Genomic DNA, 24,238 nt, shown 5'->3' with positions numbered 1-24,238 from the left:
GGTCAGGCCGCGCGGGCGGGCAGGGGTTCACCGGCCAGGCCGGCGTGCAGGTTGGCCAGGGTGAGGTCGGCCATGGCCTGCCGGGTGTCGTGGGTGCCGCTGGCCATGTGCGGCGCCAGCACCACGTTGTCCAGCGCCAGCAGGGCGGCCGGCACGCGGGGTTCGTCCTCGAACACGTCCAGCGCCGCGCCGCCGAGTTCACCGCTTTGCAGGCAGGCGATCAGCGCGGCTTCGTCCACCACGCTGCCACGCGCCACGTTGACCAGCAGGCCCTTCGGCCCCAGCGCGCGCAGCACCTCGGCGTTCACCAGGTGGTGGGTGGCCGGGCTGGCGGCCACGGTGAGCACCAGGAAGTCCGCCCACTCGGCCAGCGCCAGCAGCGAGGGTTCGTGCCGCCAGGCCACGCCCTCGGCCGGGCTGCGCTTGGTGTAGGCGATGGCCATGTCGAAGCCGGCCGCGCGCCGCGCCACGGCCTGGCCGATGCGGCCCAGACCCACGACGCCCAGGCGCTTGCCGCTCACGCGCGTGCTCAGCGGGAAGCGGCCCTGCAGCCAGTCGCCGCGCCGCACGAAGCGGTCGGCCGCGGCGATGCGGCGCGCACCGTCGATCAGCAGGCCCATGGCCAGGTCGGCCACGCAGTCGTTCAGCACATCGGGCGTGTAGCCCACCGGCAGGCCCGCCGCACGCGCGGCGTCCAGCGGCAGCCGGTCCAGGCCCACGCCGAAGGACGACACCACCTTCAGCGCCGGCAGTTGCGCCAGCCAGGCCGCCGGCACGCCCACCGGGGCTGAGGTCACCATCGCCACCACGCGCGCGGCATCGGCGCTGTCGGCCAGCGGTGCGTCGGCGGTGGTGGCCTGTGCGGTCAGCACGGTGTGCTGTTCGCGCAAGGCGACCTCCAGCGCCGGCATCAGCGGGCCGATCTGCAGGACGGTGGAAGAGGCAGCGGCGCTCATGTGGTGGATGCGGGCGAGAGAGGGGTGTGTCAGACGGCGCCGTGCGCCTCGACGTACAGCGCGTACAGCGAATGGCTGCTGGCCATGTAGAGGCGGTTGCCCTTGGGGCCGCCGAAGCAGAGGTTGGCGCAGCGCTCGGGCAGGCGGATGTGGGCCAGCGGCTTGCCGGCGGGGCTGAACACCATCACGCCGTCCAGGTCCTCGGGCTTTCCCCTGAGCTGGTAGACCTTGCGGCCGCCCACGTCGCTGGGCTCGGCGTTCAGGGCGCCGTTGCTGCCCCAGCCGCACCAGAGGTTGCCGTCGCGGTCCACCTTGAAACCGTCCAGCGCGCCGAAGTCGGCTGCGTCGATCAGCTTGGTATTGTTGGCGACCGTGCCGTCGGCGTTGACGTCATAGGCCCAGATGCTGCGGTTGGGCGTGCCCTTCCACTCCACCACGTAGAGCTTCTTCTCGTCGGGGCTGAAGGCCAGGCCGTTGGGGTTGACCAGGTCGGTGATGACCGCGGTCAGCTTGCCGTCGGCGGCGATGCGGTAGACGTTGGTGGTGGCCTGCTCGGGCTTGGCTTTGAAGCCTTCCCACTCGCCGTTGATGCCGAACAGCGGGTCGGTGAACCAGATGCTGTCGTCGGACTTGACCACCACGTCGTTGGGCGCGTTCAGGCGCTTGCCCTCGTAGCTGTCGGCCAGCACGGTGATCTTGCCGTTGGTCTCGGTGCGGGTGACGCGGCGCGTGACCGAATGTTCGCAGGTGATCAGGCGGCCCTGGCGGTCGCGGGTGTTGCCGTTGGCCCAGTTGGCCTTGTCGCGGAAGACGGAGAAGGCACCGGTCTTCTCGTCGAACTTCATGATGCGGTTGTTCGGGATGTCGCTGAGCAGCAGGTAACCCGGCGCGCCGTCTGCGCCCGGGAAATAGGCCGGCCCTTCGGCCCAGCGCATGCCGGTCGCCACCTGTTCGACGGTGCTGCTGTAGATGCGGTACTTCGCAAACGACGGGTCCAGGATCTGCACCGACGGGTCGGGGTAGCGCTGGTTGGGCGCGAAGGTGAAGGCCTGCGCGAAGGCGGGCGCGCTGGTGGCGGCCAGGCCGGCCGCGCTGGCGGCCTTGAGGAACTGGCGGCGGGTGTCTTGGGCTTTGTTGATCATGTGTGTCTCCTCTTGTTCTTCGGGTGCCTGTCGCGCTTTCAGCGGACGAGACAAGGTTTTTTGTTGTCGAACTTCCAGCCCGGGATCAGGTACTGCATGGCCATGGCGTCGTCGCGCGCGCCCAGGCCGTGCTGCAGGTAGAGCTGGTGGGCCTTCTCGACCTCGGCCATGTCGATCTCGATCCCAAGACCCGGCTTCTTCGGCACCTGCACATAGCCGCCTTCGATCTTCATCGGCTCTTTCGTCAGGCGCTGGCCGTCCTGCCAGATCCAGTGCGTGTCGATGGCCGTGACCTTGCCCGGTGCGGCCGCGCCCACGTGCGTGAACATGGCCAGCGAGATGTCGAAGTGGTTGTTGGAGTGGCTGCCCCAGGTCAGGCCCCAGTCGCGGCAGGTCTGCGCCACGCGGACCGAGCCGGCCATGGTCCAGAAGTGCGGGTCGGCCAGAGGAATGTCCACGCTCTGCAGCGCCAACGAATGCGCCATCTGGCGCCAGTCGGTGGCGACCATGTTGGTCGCAGTGGGCAGACCGGTGGCGCGGCGGAACTCGGCCATCACCTCGCGGCCGCTGAAGCCTTCTTCGGCACCGCACGGGTCTTCGGCGTAGGCCACTACGCCGCGCATCTTCTCGCCCAGGCGGATCGCGTCCTTCAGCAGCCAGCCGCCGTTGGGGTCCAGCGTCACGCGCGCTTCGGGGAAGCGTTCGTGCAGGGCGGTCACGGCCTCGACCTCGGCGTCGCCGGCGAGCACGCCGCCCTTGAGCTTGAAGTCCTGGAAGCCGTAGCGCTTCTGCGCGGCCTCGGCCAGGCGCACCACGGCCTCGGGCGTCATCGCGGTCTCGTGGCGCAGGCGGCACCAGTCGTCGGCGTTGTCGGGTTCACTGGCGTAGGGCAGATCGGTCTTCAGGCGGTCGCCGACGAAGAACAGGTAGCCCAGCATCTGCACCGCGTCGCGCTGCTGGCCTTCGCCCAGCAGGGCCGCAACCGGCACGTTCAGGTGCTGGCCCTGCAGGTCGAGCAGGGCCGACTCCACGGCCGTCACGGCGTGGATGGTGGTGCGCAGGTCGAAGGTTTGAAGGCCGCGCCCGCCGCTGTCGCGGTCGGCGAACTTCAGGCGCATGGCGTTGAGGATGGCCTGCAGGTTGCCGATGGACTGGCCTTCGACCAGTGCGCGCGCGTCCTCCAGCGTCTGGCGGATCTTCTCGCCGCCCGGCACCTCGCCCAGGCCGGTGTGGCCCGCGTTGTCGGTGACGATGACGATGTTGCGGGTGAAGAAGGGCGCGTGCGCGCCCGAGAGGTTGAGCAGCATGCCGTCCCGGCCAGCGACCGGGACGACACGCATCGACTGGACGATCGGTGCGGTCATGGTGTGCTCAGTCCGCCTTGATGTTGCGGGACGTGATCAGCTTCTGCCAGCGGGCGTACTCGGACGCCTGGAAGGCCGCGAACTGCTCGGGCGTGTTCAGCACAATCTCGAACCCCAGCTCCAGCAGCTTGGGCTTGATGGACGGGTCGTTGATCGAGGCCAGCACGGCCTCGTGCACGCGCTTCTTCACATCGGCGGGCAGGCCCTTGGGCGCGGCCACGGCCTGCCAGGACTGCACGTTGGCGTCCTTCACGCCGCCTTCTTCCAGTGTCGGCACCTCGGGCAGCAGCGGCGAGCGCTTGGCGCTGGTGATGGCCAGGGCGCGCAGCTTGCCGGCCTTGATCTGCGGCATGGCGGTGTTGATGTTCATGAAGGACGAGTCCACCTGGTTGCCCAGCAGATCGCTCATCACCGGGCCGCCGCCCTTGTAGGGCACGTGCACGCCGCTGGTGCCGGTCTGCTGCCAGAACAGCTCGGCGGTCAGGTGGTCGGAACTGCCGTTGCCCGACGAGGCGAAGGTCATCTTGCCGGGGTTGGCCTTCTGGAAGGCGATCACGTCGGCCACCGACTTGTGGGCCGAGGCGGCGGGCACCACCAGCACGTTGGGCGCCTGCACGACCACGGTGACCGGGTCCAGGTCCTTGAGCGCGTCGTACTGCACCTTGATCAGGTGCGGCGCGATCACGAAGGGGCCGAGCGAGGACACCAGCAGCGTGTGGCCGTCGGCCGGGGCGCGGGCCACGAAGGTGGCGCCGATGGTGCCGGTGGCGCCGGCCTTGTTCTCGACGATCACGGTGGCGTTGCCGCCGAGCTTCTCACCCATCTTGCCGGAGAGCTGGCGGGCGATCAGGTCGGTGGATCCGCCGGGCGGGAAGGGCACGATCAGGGTGATGGGCTTGTCGGGCCAGGCGAAGGCGGGCAGGCTGGTGGCAGCCGCCACCAGCAGCGTGAGCAGGGACTTTTTCATGGCGGGTAGCTTCAGCGTTTACTGTTCGAGGGTGATCTTTTCTTCGCGCACGACCTGCGCCATTTCGGGCAGTTCGGACTTGATCCAAGCGGCGAACTCGGCGCTGGTCATCGCGGAAGGTTCCAGACCCAGGGACTGCAGCTTTTCCTTCACGTCGGGCAGGGCGGTGATGCGCTGCACCTCGGCGTGCACCAGGTCCACCACGGCCTTGGGCGTGCCGGCCGGGGCCAGCAGGCCCTGCCAGCTGCCGGTCAGGAAGTTGGGCGTGGTCTCGGCCACGGCCGGGGTGTCGGGCAGTTCGCTCCAGCGCTTGGCCGAGGAGACCGCCAGCAGCTTGAGCTTGCCGGCCTTGACGTGCGGGTAGGTGGCGACCATGCCGTTGAAGGTGACGTCCATGTGGCCGCCGACCAGGTCGGTCATGGCCTGTGCGCCGCCCTTGTAGGGCACGTAGTTCCACTGGATGCCGTTGCGGCGCGCGAACTGCACGCCGGCCAGGTGGGTGGCACTGCCGATGCCCGCAGCGGCCGCGAAGTTCAGCTTGCCGGGGTTGGCCTTGGCGTACTTCACCAGCTCGGCGATGTTGTTGGCCGGCACCTTGGTGCTGACCACCAGCAGGTGGGGCGAGTAGCCGACCATGGCCACCGGCACGAAGTCCTTCTGCACGTCGAACGGCAGCTTATAGAGGGACGGGCTGATGGTGAGGTTGCCCACGTCCATCAGTACGAAGGTGTAGCCGTCGGCCGGCGACTTGGCCACCAGGTCGGCGCCGATGTTGCCGGCGTTGCCGGCCTTGTTCTCGACCACCACCGGCTGGCCCAGTTTCTCGCTCATCTTCTGGCCGACCAGGCGGGCCAGCACGTCGGAGGTGCCGCTGGCCGGGAAGGGCACGACGATGCGGATGGGTTTGCTGGGGTAGGCCTGGGCCAGGGCGGATGTGCTGCCCAGAGCCAGGGTGGCGGCCGCCGCAGCGGTCAGCAGGAAATGGCGTTTGTTCATGATGTCTCTACTAATGGATGGTTGTGAAGGAGGGGGACCGTTACTGAGGTCCGAGAGCGTCGATCAGCGCCTTGAGTTCGTCCATCTCGCCGGGCTTGAGGTCCGACAGCGGTGCGCGCACCGGGCCGGCGCCGTGGCCCACCAGGCGGGCGCCCGCCTTGATGATGCTCACGCCGTAGCCTTCGACGCGGTTGCGGATCTTCAGATAGGGCATGAAGAACTGCTTGAGCAGCTTGTGCTGCGTGGCCATGTCGTCGCTGCGCACGGCCTCGTAGAACTGCATCGCGGTCTTGGGGATGAAGTTGAAGACGGCGGACGAATACACGGGGGTGCCCAGCGCCTTGTAGGCGGCGGCGTAGACCTCGGCGGTGGGCAGGCCGCCCAGGTAGGCGAAGCGGTCGCCCATCGCCATGTAGATGGAGGACATCAGTTCAATGTTGCCCATGCCGTCCTTGAAGCCGATCAGGTTGGGGCAGCGCTCGGCCAGGATGGCCAGCGACTCGGGCGTGAACTTGGTGCGGTCGCGGTTGTAGACGATGACGCCGAACTGCACGCTCTTGCAGATCTGCTCGACGTGGGCGATCAGGCCCTCCTGGCCGGCTTCGGTCAGGTAGTGCGGCAGCAGCAGGATGCCGTGGGCGCCCAGGCGCTCGGCTTCCTGTGCGTGGGCGATGGCGGTGCGGGTGGGGCCACCGGCGCCGGCAATGATCGGCACCTTGCCGCGGCAGGTGTCCACCGCGGTCTTGATGATCTGGCCGTATTCCTCACCGGACAGCGAGAAGTACTCGCCCGTGCCACCGGCCGCGAACAGGGCGCTGGCGCCATACGGCGCCAGCCATTCCAGGCGGGCGGCGTAGGAGGCGGCATTGAAGTTGCCCTGGGCGTCGAAGTCCGTCACGGGGAAGGACAGCAGGCCGCTGGACATGACTTGTTTGAGGTCTTGGGGTGTGTATTGCATGGTGGTTCAGCCTGGGTGGGTGGAGAAGGTGGGTGTCGGTGATTCAGTTATAGGATGTCAGACAACTGATGTGATTGTGCGAAAGTGAAGTGGAGGGCGTCAAGGGTTTCGGTGCACGTATGTGGAAACCCCTTATCCCCTTGTCAGAAGCGTGGCTGGTGCCCGGTGAAGCCGGGGTCGTACTTGCGCATCTGCCCCAGGTCGTCCCGGTTGCGGATGCCCGTGTTCAGGTAGTTGTCATACAGGCGGGCCAGGGCCTCGCGGTCGATCTGCACGCCCAGGCCGGGGGTGCTCGTCACGCGCAGGCTGCCGTCTTCAAACTTCAGGCGCCCGCCTTGCACCACCTCGTCGTCTTGCCAGGGGTAGTGCGTGTCGCAGGCGTAGGACAGCAGCGGCACCGACGTGGCCAGGTGCGTCATGGCCATCAGGCTGATGCCCAGGTGCGAGTTCGAGTGCATCGACAGGCCCAGGCCAAAGGTCTCGCACATCAGCGCCAGGCGCTGCGTGGCACGCAGGCCGCCCCAGTAGTGGTGGTCGCTCAGCACGATCTTCACCGGGCAACCCATCTCGGCGTTGCGGCGGAATTCCTTCAGGTCGGTGACCACCATGTTGGTGGCCAGCGGCACGTCGCAGGCCGCGGCCACGGCGGCCATGCCGTCCAGGCCGGGGGCTGGGTCTTCGTAGTACTCCAGCACGCCGCGCAGTTGTTCCACCACCTTCAGGCTGGTGGCCACGGTCCAGTTGGCGTTGGGGTCGATGCGCAGCGGCGCGCCCGGGAAGGCTTTGGACAGCGCAAGCATCGCGGCCACTTCCTGATCGGGCGGCAGCGCGCCGGCCTTGAGCTTGATGCTCTTGAAGCCGTACTGGTCGATCATGCGGCGCGCCTGCGCCACCATCTGCTCGGGCGCAATGCCCTCGCCGAACGGGTCGGGCGTGTAAGGCTTCTCGATGTGCTCGGCGTACTTGAAGAACAGGTAGGCGCTGAAAGGAACGGCCGGGCGCGCGGCGCCGCCCAGCAGGTCCACCACCGGCGCGTTGGCCAGCTGGCCCTGCAGGTCCATCATCGCCACCTCGAAGGCGCTGATCACCTTGGCCACCGTCTTGGACACGTGGGTGCCCGGCGCCAGCGAGACCTGCTGGCCCAGGAACTCCGAGGCGGACATCTGCTTCGGCGCCACCAGCGCGGCCACGCGGGTGTCCATCTCGTTGAGCGCCCAGGGCGATAGGCCGGTCAGCGCGGGCGCGGCCTTGGCCAGCGCCTCCAGCATGGGCAGGTCGCCATAGCTTTCGTTGATGCCGACCAGGCCCGAGTCGGTCTCGATCTCGATGATCGAGCGCAGGGCCCAGGGCTCGTGGATGCCCGCCGCGTTCAGCAGCGGCGGGTCGCGGAACGCGATGGGCGTCACGCGCACATGGCGGATGGCGTGTGAGGTCATGCCGCGGTCCTCACAGCAGCAGGCCAGGCAGCCACAGCGACAGCGCGGGGATGTAGGTCACCGCGATCAGCACCAGCAGCAGGGCACCGAAGAAGGGCAGCAGGGCCTTGACCACCTGTTCCATCGGCAGCTTGGCCACGGCCGCACCGACGAACAGCACACCACCGACCGGCGGGGTGATCAGGCCGATGCCCAGGTTCACCATCATGATCATCCCGAAGTGCACCGGGTCCACGCCGATGCTCTTGATGACGGGCAGCAGGATGGGCGTGAGGATCAGGATCAGCGGCGCCATGTCCATCAGCGTGCCCAGCACCAGCAGCAGCAGGTTGATCAGCGCCAGGATCACGTAGCGGTTGTCCGACAGCGTGGTCAGCGCGGTGGTGATCTGCAGCGGGATCTGCATCAGGGTCATGATGTAGCCGAAGCTCGCGGCGAAGGCGATCAGGATCATCACGATCGACAGCGTCTTCACCGTCCGGTGCACCAGCTTGGGCGTCTCGGCCCACTTGTAGTCGCGGTAGACAAACATCGTGACGAAGAACGCCCACAGCACCGCGATGGAGGCCGACTCGGTGGGCGTGAACACGCCGCTGAGGATGCCGCCGAGGATGATGACCATGGTCATCAGGCCCCACAGCGCGTCGGCGCAGATCTTCAGCGCCTGCTTCATCGGGATGACTTCGCCCTTGGGGTAGTTGCGCTTGCGCGCCATGAAAAGGCACAGGATGGCCAGCGTCAGCCCCAGCAGCAGGCCCGGCAGCACGCCGGCGATGAACAGCGCCGCAATCGACACCGTGCCGCCCGCGGCCAGCGAGTAGATGACCGCGTTGTGGCTGGGCGGGATCAGGATGGCCTGCACCGAGCCCGAGACCGTGACGGCGGTGGCGAAGTCGCGCGGGTAGCCCTTCTTCTCCATCTCGGGGATCAGCACGGTGCCGACCGAGGCGGTGTCGGCCATGGACGAGCCGGAGATGGCGCCGAAGAAGGTGGAGGCCAGGATGTTCACCAGCGACAGGCCGCCGCGGATGAAGCCGACCAGCACGTTGGCAAAGGCCACCAGACGCCGCGCCATGCCGCCCTCGGCCATGATGGCGCCGGCCAGCACGAAGAACGGAATGGCGAGCAGCGAGAACTTGTTGACGCCGTTGGCGATGGCGATCATCACCGCGTCCAGCGGGATGTCGATCCACCAGGCGCCGACCAGTGCGGCCATGCCCATGGCGTAGGCCACGGGGGTGCCGATGAGGATGAGCAGGAAAAAACTGCCGAGCAGGACCCAGGCTTCCATCACGCGGCTCCTTGGGCGGGTTCGTGGTCGTAGGTGACGACGGCGCGGTGGCGCTGGTCACCGAAGAAGATGTGTTCGAGCACGAACAGCGCGGTCACTGCGCCGCCGATGGGCACGGGCAGGTAGGTGAAGCCCACGGGCATCCAGGGCAGTTCGGGAATCGACTGGCCCCAGGTGCCGATGCACAGCTGGATGCCGTACCAGAACATGAACAGCGACACGGCCAGCATCAGCACGTGCACCACGCCGCGCAGCGGGCGCTGCACCGACGACGGCAGGCGCTGCGTCAGCATCTCAACGGCGATGTGGCCGCCCGCGCGGTAGCTGCAGGCCGCGCCCAGAAAGGTGAACACCACCATCAGCAGGATGGAGATGGGTTCGGGCCACTGCGAGCCGGTGCCCAGCACGTAGCGCGAGAAGATGCCCCAGGGAATGAAGAGCGACATGAAAAAGATGCACGCCCCCGCGACCCAGATGCAGGCCAGGTAGACCAGGTCCAGGAAGCGCGAGACGGGATGTCCGCCGGAAGGGTGATGACCCATGAGAGCCTCGGAGAGAGAAAGGGGGCAGAGAGAAAAGACAGGACGAGCGCCTCCAGCGCACACCGCGGAACCGGCTTCGCCGGGCCGCAGGTGTGGTCCCCCTGGGGGGAAGCCGCGAAGCGGCGCAGGGGGGTTACTTGACTTCCGAGATGCGCTTCATCAGGTCGGCGTGCTTGGCGCCGTACTTCTGGCGCACCGGCTCGGTGGCGTCGTAGAAGGGCTTGTTGTCGATGTTGATGAACTCGACGCCCGCGGCCTTGAGCTTGGCCGAATACTCCTCGACGCTCTTGTCCCACAGCTGGCGCTGTTCCAGCTGGGCTTCGCGCGCCATCTTCTTCACCAGGGCCTGGTCGGCCGGCGTCAGCTTGTCCCAGGCCACCTTGGACATCACCAGGATCTCGGGAATGATCAGGTGGTTGGTCTGGCTGTAGTACTTGGCCGGGGTGTTGTAGTGGTTGGCGGTGAAGTAGCTCGGCGGGTTGTTTTCAGCGCCGTCGATCACGCCGGTCTGCAGCGAGGTGAACACCTCGCCGTAGGCCATGGCGATGCCGTTGCCGCCCATGGCGTTCATGGTGTCCACGAACAGCGGGTTGCCCATCATGCGGACCTTCTGGCCCTTGAGGTCGGCGGGGGTGCGCACCGGCTTCTTGGTGTAGAGGCTGCGGGCGCCGCCGTCCATCCAGCCCAGACCGACCAGGCGCGCCGGGCTGGCGGTGACCTTGGCCAGCAGCTCGTCGCCCACCGGGCCGTCGATCACGGCGCGCATGTGCTTGATGTCGCGGAACACGAAGGGCATGTTGAACACGTCCACTTCGGGCACCACCGGGCCGATCACGCCCAGCGAGATGCGGGCCATCTGGATGGCGCCCAGCTGCACCTGCTCCACGGCTTCCTTTTCCTGGCCCAGCACGGCGCCAGGGAACATCTGCACCTTGATGCGGCCTTGCGTGGCGGCTTCGAGCTTCTTGCCCATGTTCTCGACGGCGACCACTGTGGGGTAGCCGGCGGGGTGGGTGTCGTGCGACTTCAGCACGGTCTGGGCCTGTGCAGTCAGTGGCAGCAGGGCGGCCAGCACCATGCTGGCGATCAGTCGGCGTTGCAGTTTCATCAAAGTCTCCGTTGTGGTGGTTGGGTTGAGGTGAAAAAAACCGTGCCCGCGCGTCGCTGGGTTCAGAGGACGCAGCGCGGCTCGTCCAGGCCCCTCACGCCCGGACGCAGTGCAAAGACGCCCCCGGCCAGCGGCTGATCGCTGAGATCTCCCCCGGGCCGGATGGACGTGACGAACAGGGTGTCGAGACCGGCGCCGCCGAAGGCGCACATGGCCGGCTTCTTCACCGGCACGGGCAGCGAACGGTCGAGCCGGCCGTCGGGTGTGAAGCGGTGCACCAGGCCGGCGTCGTTGCCGCAGATCCAGTAGCAGCCGTCCGCGTCCACCGCGGCGCCGTCAGGGCGGCCGGGCAGGGGCTTGAAGTCGATGAGCACGCGGCGGTCGTGCGGCGTGCCGGTGTCGGTGTCGTACTCGAAGGCCCAGACGGTCTGCACGTTCGGGTGCGAGTCCGAGAGGTACATCGTGCGGCTGTCGGGGCTGAAGGCCATGCCGTTGGGGGTGATGAAGCCGTCCAGCAGCGGGCGCAGCGCGCCACCGTCCAGCCCGTACAGCCGGCCCGCGGCGCGCGCGAGCGACATGTCCATCACCATGGTGCCGGCGCGCAGGCGGCCCTGGCGGTCGCAGTGGCCATCGTTGAAGCGCATGCCGGCCTCGGGCTGGTCGATGCGGGTGATCCATTCGCAGTCCACCGTGCCGTCGGTCTGCGGCGTCAGGCGCGCAACGCCGGTTTCCATGGCTGCAATCCACTGGCCATGGGCCAGGGCCTCGCTGCCGGCGGCCAGCGCGATACAGCCGGTCTGCTCGGGCGTGGGCCACTGCAGCGCGCGGCCACTGGAAACGCTCCAGCACCACAGCACCTTGCCCGGGATGTCCACCCACCACAGGCACTGGCGCGCAGCGTCCCAGACGGGGCTCTCGCCCACGCCGTTGCGGGCGTCCAGCAGCAGTTCGGCTTGGTCGCTCATGGCGGCACTCAGGCCTTCTTGTTCGGGTCGGCGACCACGAAGCCGCCGCCCTGGTAGATGGCCACCGGGTCGTTCAGGTCCGGGGCAGAGGTGCGCGCGAACACCGCGTCGCGGAACACGTCCGAGCTGTCCTGCGGCACGTAGCCGATGTGTTTCGCGCGGCTGTTGTCCCACCAGGTCACGGCGTTGTCCGACATGCCGAACACGATGCTGTGGCCCAGCACCGGGGTGGACAGGCAGGCGCTGATCAGGCGGTGCAGGTCGTCGAAGCTCAGCCAGGTGGCCAGCATGCGGCGGTCTTTCGGCTCGGGGAAGGACGAGCCGATGCGCACGCAGGCGGTCTCGATGCCGTAGCGGTCGAAATAGAAGCGCGAGAAGTCCTCGCCGAAGGCCTTGCTGACGCCGTAGTAGCTGTCGGGCCGGGCCGGGTGGTCGGCGGTGATGGTCTCGCTCTGCTTGTAGAAACCGGTGACGTGGTTGGAACTGGCGAACACCACGCGCTTGACGCCGTGCCGGCGCGCCGACTCGTAGAGGTGGTAGACGCCCAGGATGTTGGCCTGAAGGATGGCCTCGAACGGCGCCTCCACCGAGATGCCGCCCAGGTGCACGATGGCGTCGCAGCCGGCCACGGCCGCGTCCACCGCCGCCGCATCGGCCAGGTCGGCCAGGGCGATCTCTTCGCCGGCTTGGGCTTCGCCCAGGTTGGCCTTGTCAGACAACCGGAGCACGTCGCAGTTGGCGAGCAGCCGGTTGCGCAGGACGGTGCCCAGGCCGCCGGCGGCGCCGGTCAGCAGGATGCGGTGGTGGGTTTTCCTAGGGTTTACCATGATGTCGGTTGCTTTTTCCGATTCGGTTGCACAGAACTGCGGGCCTTTGCTACAGTTCAACCGTGTCTGGAATGTCAGTTGTGTGTTGTCAGACAAGTGGGCGCCATTTTGAAAATCCCCGCCCCTGCTGTCAAGGAAAAAACCATGGACCCCGTGAAAACCCTAGGTGAGGAGACCCCCGCTGGAGCCGCAGCCGCCGGGCGCATGCGCCGGCCCCGTGGCCTGGTGCCCGAGATCGTGGCCGCGCTGGAGTCCGACATCCGCGAGGGGCGGCTGGTCCCAGGCCAGAAGCTGCCGAGCGAGTCGGAGCTGGTGGGGCGCTTCGACGTGAGCCGCACCGTGGTGCGCGAGGCCATCTCGCGCCTGCAGGCTTCCGGCCTGGTCGAGACGCGCCACGGCATCGGCACCTTCGTGAACGAGCCACGCGCCGTGGAGCCGACCTTCCGCATCGCGCCCGAAGACGTGGCCACCGCGGCCGACGTGATCGAGCTGCTGGAGCTGCGGATCAGCCTGGAGAGCGAAGCGGCCGCGCTGGCGGCGCAGCGGCGGTCGCCCGAGAGCCTCTCGGCCATGGCGGCGGCGCTGGCCTCGTTCCATGCCGCCATCCATGCCGACTCCGATGCCGTGCCCTCCGACTTCCAGTTCCATGTGGAGGTGGCGCGCGCCACCGGCAACCGCCACTTCGCCGAGCTGATGACCTACCTCGGCACCATGATCATTCCGCGCACCCGTCTGAACACGGCGGCCCGGGCGCCCGAGGGGCGGCTGGCCTACCTGGAACGTGTGCACCGCGAACACGAAGACATCCTGGACGCCATCCGGCGCCAGGAACCCGAGGCTGCGCGCGCCGCCATGCGCACCCACCTCTCCAACAGCCGCGAGCGCCTGCGCCGCGCACAACCCGAAACCTGAACATGAGCACCCTGCAATCCTTCAATGCCCGCACCGGCGAAGCCCACGGCAAGCCCCTGACCGAATCCAGTTCCGAGGACATCCACCGCGCCGCCACCGAAGCGCACGCGGCCTTCGGCGACTGGGCCCGCAGCAGCGGCGAACAGCGCGCGGCCCTGCTGCGCGCGCTGGCCGACGGCCTGGAGGCCGAGCGCGAGAAGCTGGTCGCCTGGGCCGACCTGGAAACCGCGCTGGGCCCGGTGCGCCTGAACGGCGAGCTCGACCGCACCACCTTCCAGCTGCGCCGCTTCGCCGACATCGCGCAGCGCGGCGTGCCCTTCGAATCGCTGGACGATCCCGCCGTGGCCGGTGCCCCGCCCGCCGGCCATCCGGCCATGGTGCGCCAGCGCATGCCGCTGGGCCCGGTGGCCATGTTCGCGGCCAGCAACTTTCCCTTCGCCTTCTCGGTGCTGGGCGGTGACACCGCCGCGGCGCTGGCCGCCGGCTGCCCGGTGGTGGTCAAGGCCCACCCGGGCCACCCGGGCCTGTCGCAGCAGGTGTTCGCCATCATCCAGCGCGTGCTGAACGCACAGGGCCTGCCCGCCGGCCTGATCGGCCTGGTGCAGGGCGCAAGCATCGAGGTCGGTGTCGGCCTGATCCGCCACCCGCTGATCGCCGCCGGCGCCTTCACCGGCTCCACCCGCGGCGGCGCCGCGCTGCAGGCCGAGGCCAACGCCCGCCCGCGCCCCATCCCGTTCTACGGCGAGCTCGGCTCCATCAACCCGCTGATCGCGCTGCCCGCTGCCCTGGCGGCCAAGGGCGCCGAGCTGGCGACCACGCTGGCCGGCTCCATCACCCTGGGCTGCGGCCAGTTCTGCACCAACCCCGGCCTGCTGGTGCTGGTGGACGGTCCCGAGACCGACGCCTTCGTTCCGCTGCTGGTGCAGGCGCTGGCCAAGCAGCAACCGCACCCCATGCTGACCGCCGGCATGCGCAAGGCCTTCGACGCCGGAATCAAGGGCTTCATGGACGCGGGCGCGCTGTCGCTGCTGCAGGGCCAGGGCGTGGCGCCCGCGCCCGGCCCGCAGCTGCTGCAGGTCAGCGCGCAGCGCTTCATCGAGCGCCACGAACTGCGCGACGAGGTGTTCGGTCCCAGCAGCCTGATCGTGCGCTGCGCCAGCCTGGCCGAGGTGAACGATGTGCTCGCCGCCGTCGGCGGCAGCCTGACCGTGACGGTCTGGGGTGCCGATGAAGACACGGCCGAGAACCGCGCCATCGTGCGCAGCGCCACGCAGATCGCTGGCCGTGTGCTGTTCGCGGGCGTGCCCACGGGCGTGGCCGTGACCGCCGCGCAGCAGCACGGCGGCCCCTGGCCGTCGAGCACCGCGCCCATGACCACCTCGGTCGGCGACGCGGCGCTGGAGCGCTTCCTGCGCCCGGTCTGCCTGCAGGACGCCCCGGCCTGGCTGATGGCGCGCGGCGGCGTGCCGTGCTGAGCGGCCCCGCCCACCCCACCAGCGTCTTCAGCCACCCACGCAACCTGGTCCTGCTGGCCACGGTGTGCTGCCTGCTCTGGGGCAGCGCGTACCCGGCCATCAAGGGCGGGTACGCGCTGCTGGGCATCGCGCGCAGCGACACGGCGGCGCAGCTGGCCTTCGCGGGCTGGCGCTTCCTGCTCGCGGGCGCCCTGCTGCTGGCCATGGCGCAGCTGATGGGCCGGCGCGTCTGGGCGCTGGCGCCGGTGCAGTGGGCCCAGCTGGGCCTGCTTGGGCTGGCGCAGACCTCGCTGCAGTACGTGTTCTTCTATGTCGGGCTGGCGAATACCACCGGCGTGAAGGGCTCCATCCTCAACGCCACCGGCACCTTCTTTTCCGTGCTGCTGGCGCACTTCCTCTACGCCAACGACCGGCTGAGCCGGCGCAAGGCACTCGGCTGCGCGGTGGGCTTCGCGGGCGTGATGGTGGTCAACCTGCGCGGCGCGCAGGGGCTGGACGCGGAGTTCACCCTGCTGGGCGAAGGCTTCATCGTCATCGCCGCCTTCGTGCTCTCGGCCGCCAGCATCTACGGCAAGCGCCTGTCGCAGCGCATCGACCCGATGGTGATGACCGGCTGGCAGCTGGGCATCGGCGGGCTGGTGCTGCTGCTCGGTGGCCTGGCCGGTGGTGGCGCCATCAGAGGCTGGAGCGCCGGCTCGCTGGCGCTGCTGGGCTACATGGCCGTGCTGTCGGCGGTCGCGTTCGCGCTCTGGGCCGCGCTGCTCAAGCACAACCGCGTGGGCCAGGTGACGGTGTTCAACTTCCTGATCCCGGTGTTCGGCGCGCTGCTCTCGGCCCTGTTCCTGGGCGAGGCCGTGCTGGAGTGGCGCAACCTGGCCGCGCTGGTGATGGTGTGCGGTGGGATCTGGCTGGTGACGACAGAGGCTCAGGCGCCCCGGCCCGCTGCTTCCAGCACATAAGCCACCAGCCGCTCCCCCGCCGGCCCCAGGCCTTCAACGGGGCGCAGCACGCCCAGCGGCTCGAAGGGCAGGTCCAGTTGCAGCGGCAGCACCTTCAGCTGGCCGCGCTCCACCCAGGGCCGCAGCACGCTGAACGGCACCAGCGTGAGCAGGGGCTGCGTGTCCAGCAGCGTCCAGGTCAGGGGCGAGATGCGGGTGACGATCTGGCAGGTGCGTGGGGCCCAGCCCTGCTGCTGCAGCAGCTGTTCGTAGCGGTCGCGCGCGGCGCTGCCCATGGCGTTGGGCAGCCAGGTGGCGTGTTCCAGATCGGCCAGCGCCAGCCGCTTGCGCCGCGCCAGCGGGTGCTGCAGGCCGCAGGCCACCACGAAGCGGTCGTCCTGACAGGGCGCGAAGCGCCAGCCCTGCGGGACCACCGCCGGCTGGCGGCAGAACACCAGGTCGGCCGAGCCGGTGTCGATGGAGGCCGACACGGCCAGGATGTCCACCTCGTTCACCAGCACCTGCACCTGCGGGTGCGCCGCCAGGAAGCCCGGCAGCACCTGCGCCAGCAGGCCGTTGGCGCCGGCGGCGGTGGTGGCCACGCGCACCGTGCCCTGCTGGTGGTCGAGCCGGCTGGCCACCAGCTCGGCGCTTTCCTCCAGCCGGCCCAGCATCTGGCGCACCAGCGGCAGCAGTTCGCGCGCCAGCGGCGTGGGCGTGACGCCGCGCGCGTGGCGCACGAACAGCGGCGCCTCCATCAGCCGCTCCAGGTCGGCCAGCAGCAGCGTCACGGCCGGCTGCGTCATGCCCATGGCCTGGGCCGCGCGGTTCACATTGCCCAACTCCGCCAGCCGGGTCAGGGCCTGCAGGTGGCGCACCCGCACCTTGGCCAGCAGGCGGTTGAGCACCACAGATGAGCGCAGCGTCATGTGATTCGGATTACTGATTGAAGGGCCACAAATTTTATTGGTTGCTTATGGCGGGGCGACCTAGCATCCGCCCTCATCACAACCACAACGGAGACACCGCATGCCTTCCACCCCCAACCGCCGCCAGGCCCTGCAGTGGCTGGGCGCCAGCGCCGCCGGTATCGCGCTGCCCCTGCCCGCCGCGTTCGCACAGGCCTTCCCGAACAAGCCGGTGCGCGTGCTGGTAGGCGCCGCCCCGGGCGGCCCGGCCGACTTCATGGGCCGCACCTTCAGCGACGCCGCCTCGCCCGCGCTGGGCCAGCCCTTCGTGGTGGACAACAAGGCGGGCGCCAGCGGCACCATCGCCGCCGGCATGGCCGCCAAGGCACCGGCCGACGGCCACACCCTGCTGATCGGCGCGCCCGGCGCCATCGTGGTGGCGCCGCACTTGTTCGCCAAGCTCGACTACGACCCCGACAAGGACTTCACCCCCGTCGCCATGCTGGGCGCGGGCGCCTTCGTGCTGGTGGTGCACCCCTCGGTGCCTGCGAACAACCTGGCCGAGCTCATCGCCCACGCCAAGGCCAAGCCCGGCGCGCTCAACTACGGCTCGGGTGGCAACGGATCGTCCGGCCAGCTGTGCGCGGAGTCGTTCGCGGCGCGCGCCGACGTGGACCTCACCCACGTGCCCTACAAGGGCGACGGACCCGCGATCAACGACCTGCTGGCCGGCCAGATCCAGCTGATGTTCACCGCGCCCAACGTGGCCATGCCGCACATCAAGGCCGGCAGGCTCAGGGCCATCGCCGTCACCTCGCATGAGCGCATGGGCGCGTTGCCCGAACTGCCCTCGGTGCACGAGGCGCTGCCGGACTTCGAATACCTGGGCTGGATCGTGCTGTTCGCCCCCGCTGCCACACCTGCGCCGGTGATCGAGGCGCTGGCCGCCTTCTGGGCCCAGGCGCGCAACCAGCCCGCCATCAAGACCAGGCTCGAAGGCCTGGGCATGTACCCGCCCGCGCGCTACGCCAGCCGCGAGGCGGTGGCCGGCATGCTGCGCGCCGAGAAGACCCGCACCGCCCAGCTGGTGAAGAAGCTGGGCATCACCCCGACCTGAACCGGAACCCGATCCGCATGACCGACATCGCAAGCCCCGAGGCCCCCACCACCTTGCGCGTGGCGCGCCTGCCCAGCGGCGTGGAGCTCGCCCACGACGTGGCGGGGCAGGGCCACCCGCTGGTGTTCATCCACGGCGTGATGGGCGACTGGCGCTCCTGGGACCCGCAGTGGCCGGCCTTCAGCACGCGCTTCCGCTGCGCGCGCTACAGCCGCCGCTACAACCACCCCAACCGCAACACCATGGCCTCGCCGGACCACTCGGCGCTGCAGGAGGCCGAGGACCTGCTGGGTCTGCTGGACCACCTGGGCTGGGAGCGCGCCATCCTGGTCGGCAGCTCCTATGGTTCGTTCGTGGCGCTGGCGCTCGCGTTGCAGCACCCGCAGCGCTGCGCGGCGCTGGCGCTGTCCGAGCCGCCCATGATGAAGTACGCGCAGCACAGCGCGGCCGGCCGCGAGGCCGAGGCGCGGTTTCGCGCCGACGTCATCGAGCCGGCCAACGCGGCTTTCCGCCGCGGCGACGACGAGGCCGGCGCACGCATCATGACCGGTGGCATCAACGGCCAGGGCATGGCCACGCTCACGCCCGAGGCCATGCATCGGCGGCTGCAGAACATCGGCGCCATGAAAACGCTGGCGCTCTCCAGCGACGAGTTCCCATGGCTGCCGCCCGAGCGGCTGGCCACGCTGCCCATGCCGGTTCTGCTGATGGCAGGAGAGCGCACGCCGCCCATCCACGCCGAGATCTTCCGCAACGTCTGCGCCGCCATGCCGCAGGCCGAGCGGGTGCTGATCGACGGCGCGGGGCATGGCACCTCGCGCGACAATCCGGCCGCTTTCAACGCCGAAGTGCTTCACTTCCTGGACCGCCATGCCCACCAGTTCGCCCACCCCCACAGCACCGCCCGCGCCTGAGGCCCGCTTCGCCTGGGAGGCGCAGGTCGACATCGGCGAGCGCCAGAGCCTGGGCCACGGCCCGCTGGGCGAGAGCTTCATCGTGCCCATCCTGGGCGGCCGCTTCGAAGGCCCGCGCCTGCGCGGCAACGTGCTGCCCGGCGGCGCCGACCGCCAGCTGCTGCGCGCCGACGGCGTGAAGGAGCTGGATGCGCTGTACGAACTGCAGACTGACGACGGCGCCGTCATCACCGTGCGCAACCGTGTGCTCATCGACGAGAGCGCCACCCCCGGGCGCTACGCGCGCAGCGTGCTGCAGCTCAGCGCGCCCACCGGGCCGCACGACTGGCTCAACCGCCGTGTCTTCGTGGGCACCCTGCACAGCCTGCGCCCGGCGCGCGCGGCGGTGTGCATCCGCGTGTACGAACTGGCCTGAGCCCGCATACGCCACCCGGCGTACAGACGCTTCCCAGGGGTATCCCTAGCATCCGTCCGACACCACCGAAAAGCCCGTCGAGGTCTTGGAGGTGGCGCAAGTCAGACCCACCAACGGATGTTTTAGAACCCTGGAGAAGCGCCATGCAACAACGTCAGAACTCGCGTCGATTCACCCTCAAAGCCCTGACGGTCGCCACCGCCCTGGGCGCCTTCGGCCTCACCGCCCACGCCGCCGACACCATCAAGGTCGGTGTGCTGCACAGCCTGTCGGGCACGATGGCGATTTCCGAGACTGTGCTGAAGGACGTGGCCCTGATGGCCATCGACGAGATCAACGCCAAGGGCGGTGTGCTGGGCAAGAAGCTCGAACCCGTGGTGGTCGACCCGGCCTCCAACTGGCCGCTGTTCGCCGAGAAGGCCAAGCAGCTGATCGACCAGGACAAGGTGGCCGCCGTGTTCGGCTGCTGGACCTCGGTGAGCCGCAAGTCGGTGCTGCCGGTGTTTGAAGAAAAGAACAGCCTGCTGTTCTACCCGGTGCAGTACGAAGGCGAAGAGCTGAGCAAGAACGTGTTCTACACCGGCGCTGCGCCCAACCAGCAGGCCATCCCCGCCGTCGAATACCTGATGAGCAAGGACGGCGGCAGCGCCAAGCGCTGGGTGCTGCTGGGCACCGACTACGTGTACCCCCGCACCACCAACAAGATCCTGCGCGCCTTCCTGAAGTCCAAGGGCGTGAAGGACGAGGACATCATGGAGGAGTACACCCCCTTCGGTCACTCCGACTACCAGACCATCATTGCCAACATCAAGAAGTTCGCTTCCGCCGGCAAGAAGACGGCCGTGGTCTCCACCATCAACGGCGACTCCAACGTGCCGTTCTACAAGGAACTGGGCAACGCCGGCCTGTCCGCCAAGGACGTGCCCGTGGTGGCCTTCTCGGTGGGTGAAGAAGAGCTGCGTGGTGTCGACACCAAGCCGCTGGTGGGCCACCTCGCCGCCTGGAACTACTTCATGAGCATCAAGAACCCGGCCAACGCCGAGTTCGTCAAGAAGTGGAGCGCGTACGCCAAGGCCAAGAACATCGCCGGCCACAAGGACAAGCCGCTGACCAACGACCCGATGGAAGCCACCTACATCGGCATCAACATGTGGGCGCAGGCCGTCGAGAAGGCCAAGTCCACCGACACCGACAAGGTGATCGCCGCCATGGCCGGCCAGACCTTCAAGGCACCGGGTGGCTTCACCAGCACGATGGACAAGGAAAACCACCACCTGCACAAGCCGGTGTTCATCGGCGAAGTGAAGGCCGACGGCCAGTTCAACGTGGTGTGGAAGACCCCGGGTCCGGTCGTGGCCGATCCGTGGAGCGACTACATCGCCGAGAACAAGGGCAAGAAGAACGTTCCCGAGAAGAAGTAAGCGGGGGTCCTGATGCGCTGGCTGCGTTCCTTTCTTGCGTTGTTGTGCCTGATCGGCGCAGCCAGTGCCCATGCCCTCACCCCGGCCGACGCCCTGGCGCTGGCCGTGGGTGACAGCGACGACCGCATCGCCGCCATCAACCGGCTGGCGGCCGAACCCGACGAGCGCACGCTCGCGCTGCTGCAGGCGCTGGGCAACGGCGCGGTCAAGGTGCAGGGTGAGCAGGTGCTGCTGATTGCCGACGACGGCAGTGCGACCGACGCCGTGACCGGCGCCGCGGTCACCTTGGCCGACGAGGCCGAAGATTCCATGGTCAACAACCGGCTGCGCGGCGCACTCGAAGCCGCGCTGTCGGTGCGCGACCTGTTCGGCAGCGACGTGCAGGCCCAGCAGGCCGCTGCCGCCATGCTGCAGAAAGCCGCGTTCGACGAGCCCGATGCCGCGCAACTGCCCCTGGTGGACAAGGCGCTGGCCAACACCGCGCTCGATGCGAAGGCGCGCACCAGCCTGGAGCTGGCGCGCGCCGCCATGCAGCTGGCCAGCGACGACGAGGCGCAGCGCCTGGCCGCCGCGCAGGCACTGGGTGGTATGGGCGACCCGGCGCTCAAGCCCCTGCTGGCCGCCCGGCTGGAGGCCGAAGAGAGCGCCACGGTCAAGACCGCGCTGGGCACCGCAATGTCGGCACTGGACCGCTCGCTGGCGATCAGCAGCGGCCTCTCGCAGGCCTTCACCGGCATCAGCCTGGGCAGCATCCTGCTGCTGGCCGCGCTGGGCCTGGCCATCACCTACGGGCTGATGGGCGTGATCAACATGGCGCACGGCGAGCTGATCATGATCGGCGCCTACGCCACCTGGCTGGTGCAGGCTTTCTTCAAGAGCACGCTGCCCGACTTCTTTGACTGGTACCTGCTGGCCGCCATGCCGGTGGCCTTCATCGCTTCGGCCCTGGTTGGCGCTGCGATGGAGCGCAGCGTGATCCGCTGGCTCTACGGCCGGCCGCTGGAAACGCTGCTGGCCACCTGGGGCATTTCTCTGGTGCTGATGCAGGGTGTTCGCAGCCTGTTCGGCGCGCAGAACGTGGGCGTGGAGAACCCCAGCTGGATGAGCGGCAGCGTCACGCTGCTGGGCAACCTCACGCTGCCCTGGAACCGCATCCTCATCATCGCCTTCGCGGCCGCGGTGCTGATCGGCGTGACCCTGCTGATCTCGAAGACGCGCCTGGGCCTGTTCGTGCGCGGCGTGACGCAGAACCGGCCGATCGCCAGCTGCATGGGCGTGAACACCGCGCGCATCGACACCTACGCCTTCGCGCTGGGTTCGGGCATCGCCGGTCTCGCCGGTTGCGCGCTGAGCCAGATCGGCAACGTCGGCCCCGACCTCGGCCAGAGCTACATCGTCGACAGCTTCATGGTGGTGGTGCTGGGCGGCGTGGGGCAGTTGGCCGGCACGGTCTACGCCGCGCTGGGCCTGGGCCTGCTGAACAAGTTCCTCGAAGGCTGGGCCGGCGCCGTGCTGGCCAAGATCGCGGTGCTGGTCTTCATCATCGTCTTCATTCAGAAACGTCCGCAGGGCATCTTTGCATTCAAGGGTCGCGAGGCATGAACACCGCCGCCATTTCTCTTCCCTCGCCCGGTCCGCTGCTCACGCGCGGGGCCTTCAGCGGCGTGATGGTCGCGCTGCTGGTGGTCTGCGCCCTGGCGCCCGCGCTCAACCTGCTGGTGCCGGCGGACAGCGTGTTCCACCTGTCGGACTACATGGTCGGCCTGCTGGGCAAGATCATGTGCTACGCCATCTGCGCGCTGGCCATGGACCTGATCTGGGGCTACACCGGCATCCTGTCGCTGGGCCACGGCCTGTTCTTCGCGCTCGGCGGCTACGTGATGGGCATGTACCTGATGCGCCAGATCGGTCGCGACGGCAACTACGGCAGCGACCTGCCCGACTTCATGGTCTTCCTGGACTGGAAGGAACTGCCCTGGCACTGGGCACTGAGCGACAGCTTCATCGCCACGCTGCTGCTGATCGTGCTGGTGCCGGGCCTGGTGGCCTTCGTGTTCGGCTACTTCGCCTTCCGCTCGCGCATCAAGGGCGTGTACTTCTCCATCATCACGCAGGCACTGACCTTCGCCGCGCTGCTGCTGTTCTTCCGCAACGAGACCGGCATGGGCGGCAACAACGGCTTCACCGACTTCAAGCGCATCCTCGGCATGCCACTGGCGACGCAGGAGATGCGCATGACGCTGTTCGTCATCACCGGCCTGACGCTGCTGGGCTTCTACGTGTTCGCGCGCTGGCTGGTCGCCAGCAAGTTCGGCCGCGTGCTGCAGGCCATCCGCGACGCGGAGAGCCGCGTCATGTTCTGCGGCTACAACCCGCTGCCCTACAAGCTCACCATCTGGACGATTTCGGCCGTGATGTGCGGCATCGCCGGCGCGCTGTACGTGCCGCAGGTGGGCATCATCAACCCGGGCGAGATGAGCACCGCGGCCAGCATCGAGATTGCGGTGTGGACGGCGGTCGGTGGCCGCGCCACCCTGGTCGGCCCCATCGTCGGCGCTTTCCTGGTCAACGGCGCCAAGAGCTGGCTGACCGTGGCCTTCCCCGAGTTCTGGCTCTACTTCCTGGGCGTGCTGTTCATCGCGGTGACGCTGTGGATGCCGCAGGGCGTGGTGGGGCTGGTGAAGAAGCTCAAGAAGGGAGGCCGGGCATGACCCCCGACCTGATGGAAGCCGGCGCGCAGCGCTACGAGAAGCTCAAGAGCGTTGCTGCGCATGGGCAGACGGAGTCCGGTGGCCGTGCGGCCGGCTACGGCCGCATCGCCCGCGCGGGCGAGGTCGACACCACGCACGGCCGCATCCTCTACCTCGAAGACGTGCACGTGAGCTTCGACGGCTTCAAGGCCATCAACGGCCTGCACCTGGACATCGCGCCCGGCGAGCTGCGCTGCATCATCGGTCCCAACGGCGCCGGCAAGACCACGATGATGGACATCATCACCGGCAAGACGCGCCCCGACAGCGGCACGGTGTTCTTCGGCAGCACCATCGACCTGCTGCGCTACCGCGAGCCCGAGATCGCCGCGCTGGGCATCGGCCGCAAGTTCCAGAAGCCCACGGTGTTCGAGCAACTCTCTGTCTTTGAAAACCTGGAGCTGGCGCTGGCCACCGACAAGCGCGTGGGCCACAGCATGGTGTTCTCGCTCACCGGTGAAGAGAAGGACCGTCTGGCCGAGGTGCTGAGCACGATCCACCTGGCCGACAGCGCGCGCCGACAGGCCGGGCTGCTGAGCCACGGCCAGAAGCAGTGGCTGGAGATCGGGATGTTGCTGATGCAGGACCCCAAGCTGCTGCTGCTGGACGAACCGGTGGCCGGCATGACCGACGAAGAGACCGCGCGCACGGCCGAGCTGTTCCTCTCGCTCAAGGGCAAACACTCGCTGATGGTGGTGGAGCACGACATGAGCTTCATCCGCGCGATCTCGGAGAAAGTCACGGTGCTGTGCGACGGCTCGGTGCTGGCCGAAGGCACGCTCGACGAGGTGCAGGCCGACGAGCGCGTGATCGAGGTGTACCTGGGCCGATGAAGG

Annotated in this window: 23 protein-coding genes; 10 read left to right on the top strand and 13 right to left on the bottom strand. The window is 68.5% G+C overall.

All coding sequences use genetic code 11. The annotated features are described in order from the left end of the window. Positions 1-2: 2 nt before the first annotated feature. The 12 genes from HFL01S_RS05035 to HFL01S_RS04980 all read right to left on the bottom strand — a co-directional run bounded on the left by HFL01S_RS05035 (position 3) and on the right by HFL01S_RS04980 (position 12,552). Positions 3-956: a 2-hydroxyacid dehydrogenase gene (locus tag HFL01S_RS05035; RefSeq protein WP_066255601.1), complete on the bottom strand. Its 954-nt coding sequence runs from the start codon at positions 954-956 to the stop codon at positions 3-5. Between the two features lie 29 nt (positions 957-985). Further along, the gene (locus HFL01S_RS05030) at positions 986-2,098 is read right to left on the bottom strand and encodes an SMP-30/gluconolactonase/LRE family protein (protein ID WP_066255598.1); all 1,113 of its coding nucleotides are present in this window, start codon (positions 2,096-2,098) and stop codon (positions 986-988) included. Between the two features lie 38 nt (positions 2,099-2,136). Beyond that, positions 2,137-3,462, bottom strand: a complete 1,326-nt coding sequence (gudD, locus tag HFL01S_RS05025; RefSeq protein WP_066255596.1) for a glucarate dehydratase — start codon at positions 3,460-3,462, stop codon at positions 2,137-2,139. Between the two features lie 7 nt (positions 3,463-3,469). Continuing rightward, a complete protein-coding gene (locus HFL01S_RS05020; protein WP_066255593.1) occupies positions 3,470-4,429 on the bottom strand; it encodes a Bug family tripartite tricarboxylate transporter substrate binding protein in 960 nt (319 codons plus the stop codon). 18 nt (positions 4,430-4,447) lie between these two features. Beyond that, a complete protein-coding gene (locus tag HFL01S_RS05015; protein ID WP_066255590.1) occupies positions 4,448-5,425 on the bottom strand; it encodes a Bug family tripartite tricarboxylate transporter substrate binding protein in 978 nt (325 codons plus the stop codon). Between the two features lie 40 nt (positions 5,426-5,465). Then, on the bottom strand, positions 5,466-6,383 hold the full coding sequence (gene kdgD / locus HFL01S_RS05010) for a 5-dehydro-4-deoxyglucarate dehydratase (RefSeq protein WP_066255587.1): 918 nt from the start codon (positions 6,381-6,383) through the stop codon (positions 5,466-5,468). 143 nt (positions 6,384-6,526) lie between these two features. Further along, positions 6,527-7,819: a glucarate dehydratase family protein gene (locus HFL01S_RS05005; RefSeq protein WP_066255585.1), complete on the bottom strand. Its 1,293-nt coding sequence runs from the start codon at positions 7,817-7,819 to the stop codon at positions 6,527-6,529. Positions 7,820-7,829: 10 nt separating this feature from the next. Then, a complete protein-coding gene (locus HFL01S_RS05000) occupies positions 7,830-9,110 on the bottom strand; it encodes a TRAP transporter large permease (protein WP_066255582.1) in 1,281 nt (426 codons plus the stop codon). Next, positions 9,110-9,652 carry a TRAP transporter small permease gene (locus tag HFL01S_RS04995; RefSeq protein WP_066255579.1) on the bottom strand — a complete coding sequence of 181 codons (543 nt, stop codon included), beginning with the start codon at positions 9,650-9,652 and terminating at the stop codon, positions 9,110-9,112. The genes HFL01S_RS05000 and HFL01S_RS04995 overlap by 1 nt, the downstream gene beginning before the upstream one ends. 133 nt (positions 9,653-9,785) lie before the next feature. Continuing rightward, positions 9,786-10,760, bottom strand: coding sequence for a TRAP transporter substrate-binding protein (locus tag HFL01S_RS04990; RefSeq protein WP_066255576.1), 975 nt, complete (start codon positions 10,758-10,760; stop codon positions 9,786-9,788). Between the two features lie 62 nt (positions 10,761-10,822). Beyond that, positions 10,823-11,725, bottom strand: coding sequence for an SMP-30/gluconolactonase/LRE family protein (locus HFL01S_RS04985; protein WP_066255573.1), 903 nt, complete (start codon positions 11,723-11,725; stop codon positions 10,823-10,825). An 8-nt stretch (positions 11,726-11,733) separates the two neighbouring features. Then, positions 11,734-12,552, bottom strand: a complete 819-nt coding sequence (locus tag HFL01S_RS04980; protein ID WP_066255569.1) for an NAD-dependent epimerase/dehydratase family protein — start codon at positions 12,550-12,552, stop codon at positions 11,734-11,736. Between the two features lie 144 nt (positions 12,553-12,696). Here HFL01S_RS04980 and HFL01S_RS04975 point away from each other — a divergent pair, with 144 nt between their 5' ends. Genes HFL01S_RS04975 through HFL01S_RS04965 form a run of 3 tightly spaced genes read left to right on the top strand, consistent with a single transcriptional unit; the run spans position 12,697 to position 15,898 of the window. Next, on the top strand, positions 12,697-13,464 hold the full coding sequence (locus tag HFL01S_RS04975) for a FadR/GntR family transcriptional regulator (RefSeq protein WP_066255566.1): 768 nt from the start codon (positions 12,697-12,699) through the stop codon (positions 13,462-13,464). Between the two features lie 2 nt (positions 13,465-13,466). Continuing rightward, positions 13,467-14,939 carry an aldehyde dehydrogenase (NADP(+)) gene (locus tag HFL01S_RS04970; RefSeq protein WP_066255564.1) on the top strand — a complete coding sequence of 491 codons (1,473 nt, stop codon included), beginning with the start codon at positions 13,467-13,469 and terminating at the stop codon, positions 14,937-14,939. Continuing rightward, positions 14,933-15,898, top strand: a complete 966-nt coding sequence (locus tag HFL01S_RS04965) for a DMT family transporter (protein WP_245644738.1) — start codon at positions 14,933-14,935, stop codon at positions 15,896-15,898. Before HFL01S_RS04970 ends, HFL01S_RS04965 begins: the two co-directional genes overlap by 7 nt. On the opposite strand, the gene HFL01S_RS04960 is transcribed toward HFL01S_RS04965, so the two are convergent. Next, the gene (locus HFL01S_RS04960; RefSeq protein ID WP_066255561.1) at positions 15,865-16,806 is read right to left on the bottom strand and encodes a LysR family transcriptional regulator; all 942 of its coding nucleotides are present in this window, start codon (positions 16,804-16,806) and stop codon (positions 15,865-15,867) included. The genes HFL01S_RS04965 and HFL01S_RS04960 overlap by 34 nt on opposite strands. A gap of 100 nt (positions 16,807-16,906) precedes the next feature. Between HFL01S_RS04960 and HFL01S_RS04955 the strand changes: the two genes are divergently transcribed. The 7 genes from HFL01S_RS04955 (at position 16,907) to urtD (ending at position 24,235) form a co-directional block, all read left to right on the top strand. Further along, positions 16,907-17,902: a Bug family tripartite tricarboxylate transporter substrate binding protein gene (locus HFL01S_RS04955; protein ID WP_066255558.1), complete on the top strand. Its 996-nt coding sequence runs from the start codon at positions 16,907-16,909 to the stop codon at positions 17,900-17,902. 17 nt (positions 17,903-17,919) lie between these two features. Continuing rightward, entirely contained in the window at positions 17,920-18,816 is an 897-nt protein-coding gene (locus HFL01S_RS04950) for an alpha/beta fold hydrolase (protein ID WP_066255556.1), read from the top strand. Beyond that, positions 18,773-19,231 (top strand): DUF3237 domain-containing protein, encoded by a 459-nt coding sequence (locus tag HFL01S_RS04945; RefSeq protein WP_066255553.1) that lies wholly within the window; start codon positions 18,773-18,775, stop codon positions 19,229-19,231. Before HFL01S_RS04950 ends, HFL01S_RS04945 begins: the two co-directional genes overlap by 44 nt. Before the next feature lie 143 nt (positions 19,232-19,374). Next, positions 19,375-20,652, top strand: a complete 1,278-nt coding sequence (gene urtA / locus HFL01S_RS04940; RefSeq protein WP_066255550.1) for an urea ABC transporter substrate-binding protein — start codon at positions 19,375-19,377, stop codon at positions 20,650-20,652. A gap of 12 nt (positions 20,653-20,664) precedes the next feature. Then, entirely contained in the window at positions 20,665-22,254 is a 1,590-nt protein-coding gene (gene urtB / locus HFL01S_RS04935) for an urea ABC transporter permease subunit UrtB (RefSeq protein ID WP_066255547.1), read from the top strand. Next, on the top strand, positions 22,251-23,363 hold the full coding sequence (urtC, locus tag HFL01S_RS04930) for an urea ABC transporter permease subunit UrtC (protein WP_066255544.1): 1,113 nt from the start codon (positions 22,251-22,253) through the stop codon (positions 23,361-23,363). The genes urtB and urtC overlap by 4 nt, the downstream gene beginning before the upstream one ends. Next, complete coding sequence (gene urtD / locus HFL01S_RS04925; protein ID WP_066255541.1) at positions 23,360-24,235, top strand: urea ABC transporter ATP-binding protein UrtD; 876 nt, start codon at positions 23,360-23,362, stop codon at positions 24,233-24,235. Before urtC ends, urtD begins: the two co-directional genes overlap by 4 nt. The last annotated feature ends 3 nt before the right edge of the window (positions 24,236-24,238 follow it).

Origin of the sequence: Hydrogenophaga flava NBRC 102514 (genome assembly GCF_001571145.1) — a bacterium.
Classification (GTDB): domain Bacteria; phylum Pseudomonadota; class Gammaproteobacteria; order Burkholderiales; family Burkholderiaceae_C; genus Hydrogenophaga; species Hydrogenophaga flava.
The sequence above is the reverse complement of the archived record's forward strand: the minus strand, read 5'-3'. Positions and strand labels throughout refer to the sequence as shown.

Excerpts from the sequence above, each read along its gene's own strand:
- HFL01S_RS05035 (WP_066255601.1), bottom strand. The coding sequence starts at position 956 with ATGAGCGCCGCTGCCTCTTCCACCGTCCTGCAGATCGGCCCGCTGATG.
- HFL01S_RS05030 (WP_066255598.1), bottom strand. The coding sequence starts at position 2,098 with ATGATCAACAAAGCCCAAGACACCCGCCGCCAGTTCCTCAAGGCCGCC.
- gudD (WP_066255596.1), bottom strand. The coding sequence starts at position 3,462 with ATGACCGCACCGATCGTCCAGTCGATGCGTGTCGTCCCGGTCGCTGGC.
- HFL01S_RS05020 (WP_066255593.1), bottom strand. The coding sequence starts at position 4,429 with ATGAAAAAGTCCCTGCTCACGCTGCTGGTGGCGGCTGCCACCAGCCTG.
- HFL01S_RS05015 (WP_066255590.1), bottom strand. The coding sequence starts at position 5,425 with ATGAACAAACGCCATTTCCTGCTGACCGCTGCGGCGGCCGCCACCCTG.
- kdgD (WP_066255587.1), bottom strand. The coding sequence starts at position 6,383 with ATGCAATACACACCCCAAGACCTCAAACAAGTCATGTCCAGCGGCCTG.
- HFL01S_RS05005 (WP_066255585.1), bottom strand. The coding sequence starts at position 7,819 with ATGACCTCACACGCCATCCGCCATGTGCGCGTGACGCCCATCGCGTTC.
- HFL01S_RS05000 (WP_066255582.1), bottom strand. The coding sequence starts at position 9,110 with ATGGAAGCCTGGGTCCTGCTCGGCAGTTTTTTCCTGCTCATCCTCATC.
- HFL01S_RS04995 (WP_066255579.1), bottom strand. The coding sequence starts at position 9,652 with ATGGGTCATCACCCTTCCGGCGGACATCCCGTCTCGCGCTTCCTGGAC.
- HFL01S_RS04990 (WP_066255576.1), bottom strand. The coding sequence starts at position 10,760 with ATGAAACTGCAACGCCGACTGATCGCCAGCATGGTGCTGGCCGCCCTG.
- HFL01S_RS04985 (WP_066255573.1), bottom strand. The coding sequence starts at position 11,725 with ATGAGCGACCAAGCCGAACTGCTGCTGGACGCCCGCAACGGCGTGGGC.
- HFL01S_RS04980 (WP_066255569.1), bottom strand. The coding sequence starts at position 12,552 with ATGGTAAACCCTAGGAAAACCCACCACCGCATCCTGCTGACCGGCGCC.
- HFL01S_RS04975 (WP_066255566.1), top strand. The coding sequence starts at position 12,697 with ATGGACCCCGTGAAAACCCTAGGTGAGGAGACCCCCGCTGGAGCCGCA.
- HFL01S_RS04970 (WP_066255564.1), top strand. The coding sequence starts at position 13,467 with ATGAGCACCCTGCAATCCTTCAATGCCCGCACCGGCGAAGCCCACGGC.
- HFL01S_RS04960 (WP_066255561.1), bottom strand. The coding sequence starts at position 16,806 with ATGACGCTGCGCTCATCTGTGGTGCTCAACCGCCTGCTGGCCAAGGTG.
- HFL01S_RS04955 (WP_066255558.1), top strand. The coding sequence starts at position 16,907 with ATGCCTTCCACCCCCAACCGCCGCCAGGCCCTGCAGTGGCTGGGCGCC.
- HFL01S_RS04950 (WP_066255556.1), top strand. The coding sequence starts at position 17,920 with ATGACCGACATCGCAAGCCCCGAGGCCCCCACCACCTTGCGCGTGGCG.
- HFL01S_RS04945 (WP_066255553.1), top strand. The coding sequence starts at position 18,773 with ATGCCCACCAGTTCGCCCACCCCCACAGCACCGCCCGCGCCTGAGGCC.
- urtA (WP_066255550.1), top strand. The coding sequence starts at position 19,375 with ATGCAACAACGTCAGAACTCGCGTCGATTCACCCTCAAAGCCCTGACG.
- urtB (WP_066255547.1), top strand. The coding sequence starts at position 20,665 with ATGCGCTGGCTGCGTTCCTTTCTTGCGTTGTTGTGCCTGATCGGCGCA.
- urtC (WP_066255544.1), top strand. The coding sequence starts at position 22,251 with ATGAACACCGCCGCCATTTCTCTTCCCTCGCCCGGTCCGCTGCTCACG.
- urtD (WP_066255541.1), top strand. The coding sequence starts at position 23,360 with ATGACCCCCGACCTGATGGAAGCCGGCGCGCAGCGCTACGAGAAGCTC.